This window comes from Aquimarina algiphila, from assembly GCF_007489275.1.
Lineage (GTDB): Bacteria > Bacteroidota > Bacteroidia > Flavobacteriales > Flavobacteriaceae > Aquimarina > Aquimarina algiphila.
In genome coordinates this window covers 1-8,599 of record NZ_VLNR01000137.1, presented here as the reverse complement: position 1 = coordinate 8,599, position 8,599 = coordinate 1, and the positions used below count along the sequence as shown (strand labels likewise).

Sequence of the window (8,599 nt, the reverse complement as noted above, 5' to 3'; positions counted from 1 at the left end):
AATATCAGCGTTGTATCAATGAGCGAAACCTAAATAATGTTTCTCATTCTTCCTCAGATAATGAAACCTTTGGGCTTTTATTACATAAGATCATTACTCCATCTGAAACGGTAACTTTTGATTATTCTACATATACAACAGTGAATGTCAATAAAAATCCAACATCATTAGATGCAATAACCATACAAAATGCGATAAATCAAGAGGTGATGACATATGCATTAACGTATACGGATAAAACTGCTACAAGAAAACTATTGACCACTATAAACAGGGGAAAAACAAATACCCCTCAACAAGAGTACTACCGATTCGAGTATTATGGAAATCCTCCTACTGATATAGCCTATTATAAACAAGACTATTGGGGATATTATAGTGGTAATACAAATACTACCGGGAGTTTAATTTCAGAAAATTCAAATCGAAGCCCTGATTTTGCAAGTACTCAACAAGGAGCCTTAAAAAAGATATATTACCCTACTCAAGGATATTCAGAATTTATCTATGAACAAAATAAGGTGTATGGACAGCTAGATACTGGAGAAATTGGTGGTGAAGACCGTCTTGATGCGGTTATTAATGAAACGATCACTTCGGATACTTATCCCATAAACGATAATATTAATAAAACGATTAGGATTCCTTTTACACCAAAAGCACTTCCTGATGGCAGTATTAAGGTTAGTTTTGGATACTATCTACATTCTTCTATGGGGTATTCTCTCTCACTGGTAGAGCTCAAAAAAATAGGAGGCACGATTAAGAATTGTCCGGGAGCAGGGAGATGTAACTATAAATTTGAAGCTGCCTCCCCAGAATTGGACCCTGTTACTAAACAACAGGATCAAACATTATACAATCTGGAGCCTGGAGATTATGAATTAGTGCTTACATTAGAAAGAATTGCCGCTCCTTCAAATCCAAAAAGAACCCCAAGGGTAGTAGCAAGTGTGAGTCTAAAATACTATTCTGGTACTCCTGCATCAGAACCAGAAGTTACCAATATCCCTTTTGGAGGGATACGAATCAAAGAAATAAATTCTTATGATGCACAAGGTGAGCATACTACCAAACGCTATTCATATATGAAAGAAGATGCGATTACTTCTTCTGGAATCAACCTTTCTAAGCCGATATTTATGAGCAAAGAACATTATTATTATCTCCCTGATCGTACTCCTCCCGGAAGAGCAGAAATGAATTGCTACTTGACCAAGAGAACTTCCTCCAGTAATATCCCGTTAAGTACATATATTGGTAGTCCGGTATTATACACCACCGTAGAAGAACAATTAGTTGGAGATGCTGGTGAAGTGCTTAAAACCCGATCGTATTTTTCTGGACAAACAGATCTTACAGAGCGTTTTCCTTTTCCTCCAACAGAGAAAAAGAACTGGAGAAAAGGTCTAACATTACAACAACAATCCTATACTAAAGAAGGAAGCTCCTACACTGTAAATGGAAAAACTACAAATGTATATGGTCCGTTAGAGCGTCATACTGGAGCTTCAAGTCATCTGAATTCATATAATCTAAAAGCAGGCAAAGTAAGGTATGTTTTTGATGCTATAGGAAATCTACAAACGATGACTTCTGGGATTAATAATTCTGAATATGTGACTTATGTCAATCGTTCTGAATTATATCCTATGTTTTCTTCAAAACAGGAAGAAATACATGATAACAAAACGATTATTCAGAATAGCACATACACCTATGATAACCCCTATGGTCAGATCAAAACTCAGACTACAACAGATAGTCATAATAAAACCTTGACTACTACCTATACCTATCCTTATGATAAAGCTAGTACGGTAAATAATCTTTTGGTGGCTCAAAACAGGATTACAACCCCTGTAGAAACACAGCATAAAGAGAACACGACTATTCTGGGTACTCAAGTTACAGAATTTAAAGATTGGGGGAATGGAATTATCCTTCCCGGGATCACTAAGGTAGCCAAAGGAGATGATAACCCAGAGCCTCGACTTACCTATCATAAGTATGATACCCAGGGGAATCCTTTAGAAGTTTCTCAGGTCGATGGACGTCATATCATGTATGTATGGGGGTATAACAATACACAACCCATTGTAAAAATTGATAATGCAAGTTATACCGGGATCCCTGCAGCAGTAACAACGCTGATCAATCAGTTAAAAAGTACCTCAGACAATGAGGATACGGCTACAGAAGAAACCACCATGCGTACCCTGTTTAACAACCTAAGAGCGCATCCTTATTTTACCAAGGCACAAGTGAGCGGATATACCTATGATCCATTAATCGGGGTAACCAGTATGACCAATCCACAAGGACAAACAGCCTACTATAGATATGATGATATGAACCGAATGCAATATGCCTTGGATCAGGATCAGCACGTGGTACAGCAAGTACGCTATAACTATCAAGGTCAGCAGTCTGATGCTTTGGGAGGGGTGATTATTGATACTCCCGGTGCTGGGCCTAAGGTTCCTAATGAGCCCGCTACCTTTACTGCCAATACTTCTGGTAGTGGTAGCGCTAACCTATATACATGGAGCGTGAATGGTGTGCAAGAACAATGTGGTAGTGGAATAAGTTTTACCAAAACCTTTACCAGTGAAGGCACTTACACAGTAAAAGTATTGGTTTACAATACGGAAACCAAACATAGGGTAAGCCATACCATGAATGTAGTAGTACAATATCCCGAATTAACTATTCCGGTGGTAAGTGCAAATTACACACATGTTGTAAAAGGAACCGATGTCAGTTTTAGTGTTTCGAGTATTGGAGGAGGTACTGGGAACCTTCGTTATGAATGGTATCTTAATAACATAAAACAAGCGAGTACGGCAACTATCTATAGATACCAACCTAATACAGTAGGAACTTATAATATCTATTTTAAAGTGATTGATACCGAGAGTGGAAAATCGGTAAACAGTGCTACTCGAAAATTATATGCGTATCATTCATTAACTACCCCATCAGTAAGTGCTTCAAAAGCACATATAGAGCAGGGAACAACGACCACATTTACAGCCTCTAATATAGGAGGTGGTTCAGGTTCTCGAAGGTACGAATGGTATGTGAACAATGTAAAGCAAAGTGCTACGGGAACATCATACTCCTATCATTTTCCTAATGCAGGAACCTATACCATCAAGTTTAAAGTAGTGGACTTAACCATGCAGAATGCAAATGCTAAATGGGGAGCTAATACCCCTATCTTGAAAGTATATTATAAAATGGTGGTCAGCACAAGTCAATCTGCTACCTCAGTCTTTGGCTCAAGTGCAAGTGTAAGATTTAATGTAACGGGTATTTCTGGCGGTTCAGGGTCACGTCAAATTACATGGAGAGCCTTTAAAAGTGTTAGTCCATCACAAACGGCTGGCTCAGGTACTGGGGCACAATTCTATTTTTCCAATTTTGCAACAGGGACTCATGAGTATAATATTGTTGCTACGGTTAAAGATAATTTAACCGGTCAGCAAGTCAATAGGCTTATGGTGGTTATATCCAGTATTTCTGATGAAGATTGCCCAAATTGTGGACCCCAACATTAATCCCATAAACAAAATATTTAAGATGATAAATAATAAAATTATATATAGCATAGTGATGCTACTTATGGGGTTGCAGATTCAGGCCCAGGTAGTGTTGTCTGATAAGAATTATGTACATACCACGCTTCCTCAAACAGCAATAACGATAGCTGATATGGAAAATGTGAGTTGTGCCAATGCCAATGATGTAGATAATACCATCGAGAGTGTCACCTACTATGATGGCCTGGGGAGACCCATACAGCAAAGAGCGATTAAAGCCTCTCCAACAGGTAAAGATATTGTCACCCATATGCAATATGATGCCTATGGTAGACAAGCCAAACAATATCTTCCTTTTGAGGCGAACAATACTGTTGGAAGTTATAAAACCGTAGATGTCAATACCGATATCAATGCGTATTATAAAAATACATATTCAGACGACTTTCCTGGGATTACGACCAATCTGGGAGATGTTAATGCCTATAGTGAGAGTGTATTTGAAGCTTCTCCTCTAAATAGAGTTACAGAACAAGGTGCTCCAGGTAAAGCATGGAAAGCCGATCCNCGATCAAATTTGATTGGGGTACCAATGCAAGTAATGAAGTAGTGAATTTTACTGTAAGCTTTACAGGGGGTGATACCCAAAAGCCAGAACTGGCACAAAACAATCACTATACTCCCAATCAATTGTATGTGACCATTACCAAGGATGAGAACTGGACACCCGCAGATGGAGATTTACATACGACCAAAGAGTATAAAGACAAACAAGGACGTGTAGTGTTAAAGAGAACCTATGCTTCGACACCCTCAGCAACATCAGAAGCACATGATACCTATTATGTCTATGATAGTTATGGCAATCTTACCTATGTGATTCCACCAAAAGTCAATACTACAGACGGAGTATCGAACACTGAGCTTGTCGAAGTGTGTTATCAATACACATACGATTATAGAAATAGGCTCATCGAAAAGAAAATCCCGGGGAAAGGATGGGAGTATATCATCTACAACAAACTTGATCAACCGGTACTTACCCAGGATGCATTACTGAAACAAGACAACCTCTGGCTCTTTACCAAGTATGATGCTTTGGGTAGAGTAGCCTATACCGGAAAATACACCGATAGTCGTGATCGAGGAGCTATACAAACCACAGTAAACACGAGTACTACTCTTTGGGAAGAAAGAGGAGCTGCAGCAACGCTGGATGGCACAGCGATTTATTATAGCAATACGGCATTCCCAAATACCAATCTGGAGTTACTTACCATCAGTTATTATGATGATTATGATGTTGGAAGTGTTGTAGGGTTTCATCCCTCTAACAGCAGTGGACCTTGGGAGGGAATGAATATGATTGTGTACCCCAAAGGATTACCAACAGCATCGAGTGTACGTGTATTAGATACCAATCAATGGATCAATACCGTATCCTACTATGATGAAAAAGGAAGGCTATGGGAAACTAATGTAAATAACCAATACCTGGGCACTGATGATTGGGTGCTGACCAAATTGGACTTTACCGGGAAACCTTTAAAAACCTTTACTAAGCATATCAGAAACGGAGTACTCACTTGTACTACCGATCTGTTTACCTATGATCATATGGGGAGACTCCTTACTCAAACCCAACAGATCAATACCCAGGATACAGAGCAGATTGTGAGTAACGAATACGACAAGCTAGGACAATTGATTAAAAAGAATGTGGGAGGCGTTGCGAACACCAGTGAAGCAACCCCACTACAACAAGTAAACTACACCTACAACATACGCGGATGGCTTACAGGAATTAATGATGTAAACACCATGGATGATGACCTGTTTTCTTTTAGAATTTATTACAATGATGTAGCTGCCGCATACCAGGATAAAGCTCTGTATAATGGAAATATCAGTCAAACCTATTGGCGCACAGCTAATCAGGATAATAGCATAAAGGCGTATACGTATGCTTATGATGCCTTAAATAGAATTACTGAAGCTGCAAGTGGCAGTGGTAATTATGATCTAAGCGGTATCACCTATGACAAAATGGGGAATATCCTATCATTAAACCGGACAGGACATCTTAATGAAGCAGCTACTACTTTTGGAGTGATGGATAATCTAGGATATACCTATGATGCAGGTAATAAACTTCTAAAAGTTACAGATACAGGAAATACCACCTTTGGTTTTAAAGACGGTACCAATACCAATGATGATTTTACCTATGATGCTAATGGAAACATGGTTACTGATCAAAACAAAGGGATTACTGGGATTACCTATAACCATCTCAACTTACCCAAAACTGTTTCTATAAGTAATAGCGAAGGAACAGGAAATATTACTTATATTTACGACGCTACTGGAGCAAAAATAAAGAAAATTGCTCCAAGTGGAAGTTCTTTAATAGAAACGGAGTACATTGGGAATTATATCTATAAGAATGGTAATCTTGAGTTCTTTAATCACCCAGAAGGGATTGTAGAAAAAGAAGCAGATGGGTATAAGTATGTGTATCAATTTAAAGATCACCTTAATAATGTAAGAGTCTCGTATTCAGATAAAAACAAGGATGGTTCAATTGCTCAAGATGAGATAATAGAGGAGAATAATTATTATCCATTTGGCTTACAACACAAAGGGTACAATAATTCTGTTAGAGGTAGAAAAAATAATCATCATACTTATTTAAATCAAGAGTTTAATGATGAATTAGGATTGAACTGGCATTCTTATAAATGGAGAAATGCTGATCCTGCAATAGCAAGGTTCTTTGGAAGTGATCCAATTGCAGAAGATTATTATTATCAAACTAACTATCAGTTTGCTTCTAACAATCCTGTATGGAAAATTGAAGTAGAGGGATTAGAAGGTCAGAAAACTAATAATGGAACTGATATAAGTGATGGAGGAGTAGCGCCTCCAAGTGATTTAGATGTGGCTTTTTCTTTGATAGACCAGAATGAATTAGGAGCTAATTTTTTTGAAAGAGGATTTGCAAAAGTAGCTTTTCTTGCATTGTCAGCATTTAATTTTATAGGTTCTGGTGGACAGGATTCTTTTGGAGAAATTGATGCGCAAAATGTTGAGACTGGTATAGATATTGTCAAAGTAGAAGCTACAGCTCAAGTTACTATTAGGGGGATCTCAAAAGTTGGTTTGCCTAAAAACTCGAAAAGTAGCTCTTCAAAAGTGTCTTCTACTAAAGTACCTACTCCAGAAATTAAAGTAAATGGTAACTCAAAAGCTAGTAAAGCGGCACAACATGGGTATGAAATAACAAATACTACAAAAGGAGTGAGACATAAAGTAGGTGTTAGTGGAGGGGCATTGAATAAAAATGGAACCTCTAGAAGAGCTAATAGCCAAGTCAACAAGTTAAATAAGCAGGGAGGCGATACTTATAAAGCCGAAGTAAAGGTGAAAAATGTTCAAGGAAGACAAAATATTTTGAACTGGGAACAGAGTGAAGTAAACTCGTATTATCAAAAGACAGGCACAACACCAGCGGGTCAAAAAAGACCAAAACCAACAGGTTCTGACGGTTAAAAATAGATATGATGATAACAAAAGAAATAATAGAAGATTTTTTTGAAAATTTGGATAAAGGAGGAGAATTCGATACAAGTAGTAAACTTCTATGGGGGTATTTTTTCTTAGATAAGAATAAATCAAAACTTAAAATAGCTGCAGAAAAATTATCTAAGCTAGGGTATCAATATGTAGACATATTTGAAGCCGAAAAAGAAAACCCTAATGATTCTGAAGAATATTATTTACATGTTGAAAGAATAGAGTATCATGATGTGAATAGCTTAGATCAAAGGAATAAAGATTTTTATCTTTTTGCTAAAAATAACAATCTTGATTGTTATGATGGATTTGATGCGGGAAATATCATAACATCAGAAAATGTTATTAAATAATTTAGGTAGTACCCGCCCCTAGCTAGCGCTCGAATCCTTTCGAGTGCCGTTAAAGCTTAGCAGGTATGCATAAGAAATAAATGATAAGAAATCCACAGCAGCAATGTTGTGGATTTTTTATATCCAAAAATGAAATAAACAAAATCTATGAAACAAAACACTATTGCGGAGATATAGATTAGTTATTCGTCTCATATAAATAAATATAAAAGGTGGATACACTAGATTAAACTGACCTCTCCAAATGGCGAAAAAAGTAACAATATTTTGACTATCGTTCTGTCGGGCACTGCCCTCTACACATAAAAAATAACTGGATTATGTTCAAAAATGCCTTTTTATAAACTATAGGTTTTACTATTCTGGATCATATTGGTTCTTCATCACTTTTGGTGGTTAAGAATAATTCTAACAGTTTTTTTACTTTGCTCATTTTTTAATTGTGCAACACTTTCTTTGCCTTTATGTCTTAATAAAGTAAGGAAAGTATAAAAATTTAACAAATTCCATAAAATTGGTTTAATTTTTGTGCGTTCTTTATAATGATAAGTAGTAGTCCTACCCCAGGCAATTTAGCCGGCTTATCGGGAAACAGAAAATAGTAACTAAATAACTTAACCAATATGGAGCACTTCGGTGTATTCTATGGTATTTTCCGTGAGGATATGCCATTGCTTTTGTCAGGTTTTTTACCCAGGGGAAAATATCTAACTTTTTTAAAACGCTATTATCCCTATGTATTTACCCATTTCTCCATGGTGGTCAAAAAAGGATTCGAAGGTTCTTTTACCGTTCTTAAAAATTCAGAGACCCCTTTCTATACCTATGAAAGTTCGCTTAAAGAAGGGTTTAAAAACACTTCGCTAACAGAAATCAATCCAAATCTATTGGCATTCCTTTTGGATCAAATATCCATACAACAAAGTAATATCCAGGAGGTACACATCAGGGAAACTGAAGAGCGTTATATAGTAGATATCTTTATCAATAGAAGCTATACTACTTTATCCAATACAGCACTTTGTTATTATTACTATTTTATATTGCTGCGACCTACGTATAACGATTTCACAGAATATTTGCATCAACTCTATTTTGATGAAAGTATCAGTGAAGAAAAAAGGG

At 36.9% G+C, this 8,599-nt stretch carries 5 protein-coding genes; all 5 read left to right on the top strand.

Annotated elements, in window-relative coordinates; genetic code table 11:
* Positions 1–3,563, top strand: a 3,563-nt coding sequence (locus FOF46_RS30400; protein ID WP_143919177.1) for a PKD domain-containing protein, incomplete at its 5' end; no start/stop codon positions are given.
* Positions 3,529–4,155, top strand: coding sequence for a DUF6443 domain-containing protein (locus FOF46_RS32880; protein ID WP_478209729.1), 627 nt, complete (start codon positions 3,529–3,531; stop codon positions 4,153–4,155). The genes FOF46_RS30400 and FOF46_RS32880, both read left to right, overlap by 35 nt.
* On the top strand, positions 4,098–7,097 hold the full coding sequence (locus FOF46_RS30390; protein WP_143919175.1) for an RHS repeat-associated core domain-containing protein: 3,000 nt from the start codon (positions 4,098–4,100) through the stop codon (positions 7,095–7,097). Before FOF46_RS32880 ends, FOF46_RS30390 begins: the two co-directional genes overlap by 58 nt.
* 11 nt (positions 7,098–7,108) lie before the next feature.
* On the top strand, positions 7,109–7,474 hold the full coding sequence (locus tag FOF46_RS30385; protein ID WP_167572019.1) for a ribonuclease E inhibitor RraB: 366 nt from the start codon (positions 7,109–7,111) through the stop codon (positions 7,472–7,474).
* Positions 7,475–8,097: 623 nt separating this feature from the next.
* Positions 8,098–8,599, top strand: a 502-nt coding sequence (locus FOF46_RS30380; RefSeq protein ID WP_143919173.1) for a hypothetical protein, incomplete at its 3' end; no start/stop codon positions are given.

Bases quoted from the DNA above. Each gene is read 5' to 3' on its own strand.
- FOF46_RS30385 (WP_167572019.1), top strand. From the start codon at position 7,109: ATGATAACAAAAGAAATAATAGAAGATTTTTTTGAAAATTTGGATAAA.